The organism is Eilatimonas milleporae, assembly GCF_003688555.1.
Classification (GTDB): Bacteria; Pseudomonadota; Alphaproteobacteria; order Sphingomonadales; family Kordiimonadaceae; genus Eilatimonas; species Eilatimonas milleporae.
Genome location: NZ_REFR01000006.1, coordinates 1 through 1,810 on the forward strand (window position 1 = coordinate 1; position 1,810 = coordinate 1,810).

Annotated in this window: 4 protein-coding genes; 1 reads left to right on the forward strand and 3 read right to left on the reverse strand. The window is 66.4% G+C overall.

What is annotated here, in order from left to right:
• Positions 1 to 286: 286 nt before the first annotated feature.
• Both BXY39_RS00885 and BXY39_RS19895 read right to left on the reverse strand, forming a co-directional pair.
• Complete coding sequence (locus BXY39_RS00885; RefSeq protein ID WP_121936961.1) at positions 287 to 760, reverse strand: hypothetical protein; 474 nt, start codon at positions 758 to 760, stop codon at positions 287 to 289.
• 3 nt (positions 761 to 763) lie between these two features.
• Entirely contained in the window at positions 764 to 886 is a 123-nt protein-coding gene (locus BXY39_RS19895; RefSeq protein ID WP_281269988.1) for a hypothetical protein, read from the reverse strand.
• Positions 887 to 961: 75 nt separating this feature from the next.
• On the opposite strand from BXY39_RS19895, the gene BXY39_RS00890 reads away from it, so the two are divergent.
• Positions 962 to 1,399 (forward strand): MarR family winged helix-turn-helix transcriptional regulator, encoded by a 438-nt coding sequence (locus tag BXY39_RS00890; protein ID WP_121936962.1) that lies wholly within the window; start codon positions 962 to 964, stop codon positions 1,397 to 1,399.
• On the opposite strand, the gene BXY39_RS19090 is transcribed toward BXY39_RS00890, so the two are convergent.
• On the reverse strand, positions 1,349 to 1,660 hold the full coding sequence (locus BXY39_RS19090) for a hypothetical protein (protein ID WP_147453416.1): 312 nt from the start codon (positions 1,658 to 1,660) through the stop codon (positions 1,349 to 1,351). The genes BXY39_RS00890 and BXY39_RS19090 overlap by 51 nt on opposite strands.
• Positions 1,661 to 1,810 lie beyond the last annotated feature (150 nt).

Sequence of the window (1,810 nt, forward strand, 5' to 3'; positions counted from 1 at the left end):
TCGCGCCCTGGGGGAGATGGGGTGGAGAGGTCTTTCTTGGATCCGAATCTTTACGCTCACGGCGGATTGCCGCGCAATCGCCTCCGCGAGGGCGGCCTGGCCGGCCGGGGCGCGGTCGCGCCCTGGGGGAGATGGGGTGGAGAGGTCTTTCTTGGATCCGAATCTTTACGCTCACGACGGATTGCCGCGCAATCGCCTCCGCGAGGGCGGCCTGGCCGGCCGGGGCGCGGTCGCGCCCTGGGGGAGATGGGGTGGAGAGGTCACAGTCCGTCTTCGGGGGCTACGCTCACGCAGGGCCGCCCGTGCGGCCGGCGCGGCGGCGGCCCGCAGTCATTTTTCGGCCGTCAACGGCATTCTTGACCAACAGCCAAAGATTGACCGCGCCCACCGCAAGCTCGACCGCCTGGACGGCATAGAAGGCGGCGTCGAACACACCCGCCTGCGCCCTTGCAGCCAGAAACAACGCCGACGGGATCAGGATCAGAAGGCCGTTCGCGGCGATGACCGGCATGCGCCTGCGTTTCTGAAGGGCCAGACCGCCGGAGCCACCACCCGGACGACGACCCGCCAGAGCAAAGCCGGTCCCCCCGGCCACCGCCAGGGCGGGAATGAGGAGAATGAAACCCCAGGGGATCAGCGTTTTCACCAGAATGATGAACCGCTCTGACCCGGACAGCTCCGAAATCACGGTGGACAGCCAGAAGGCGGCGATGACAAGGATCGCGATACCGCCGGCGATGGGGTGCAGGGTCCTTTTCATCGCTCAACCTCCGCCTGTCGGGCGTGTGGCGGTGCGACCGCCGGCGTGGAGCACCGGATGGTCCCGCACCCCCTCGGTCATTTCAAAGGCGAGGCCGCAGGCGGCGCATGTAAAGCTGTATCTCATGATGTCTTTTCCTTGTTTTGCATAGTGTGCTATATTTATATGCACAGCATGCTATGTATATACAAGGGGTGCGGAATGCCGTTTGAGAAAAATACCTCCATGGGCTTCGTCACGAACCGCCTTGCCCGTCTGTTCGCCCAGCATCTGCACGCCCGCATCGCACCGCTAGGGCTGGCGCCGGCGCAGTTCATGACGCTTTTGGAACTGTGGGAAGGCGACGGTCTCACCCAGGCCACCCTGACAGAGCGTCTTGATGTCGAACAGGCGACCATGGCCAACACGCTGGCCCGGATGGCCCGGGACGGACTGATCGAACGCACGCCCCACCCCGAGGACCGCCGGGCGCAGCTGGTCTGGCTGACGGACAAATCGCGGGCCCTCGAACGGCCGGCGAAGGAAGCCGCCGAGGCCGTGAACGCCACCGCGCTGGCCGGGCTGAAACCCGTCGATGCCGCCGAGGCGCTACGCCATATGACCGCGATGATCGAGAGCCTGAGACCCAGATCCCGGTGAGGGGGCGGTTTTGCGCTCACGCAGGATCGCCCGTGCGATCCGCTCCGCGAGGGCGGCCTGACCGGTGTTGATTTTGCGCTCACGCAGGATCGCGCATGCGATCCGCTCCGCGAGGGCGGCCTGACCGGGGGTGTTTTTGCGCTCACGCAGGGCCGCAAACGCGGCCCGCTCCGCGAGGGCGGCCTGACCGGCCGGGGCGTGGTCACGCCCTGGGAGAGGTGGGGTGGAGAGGTCTTTCCTGTGTCCAATTTTTACGCTCACGGCGGATTGCTACGCAATCGCCTCCGCGAGGGCGGCCTGACCGGCCGGGGCGCCCTCGCGCCCTGGGGGAGATGGGGTGGAGAGGTCTTTCTTGGATCCGAATCTTTACGCTCACGGCGGATTGCCGCGCAATCGCCTCCGCGAGGGCGG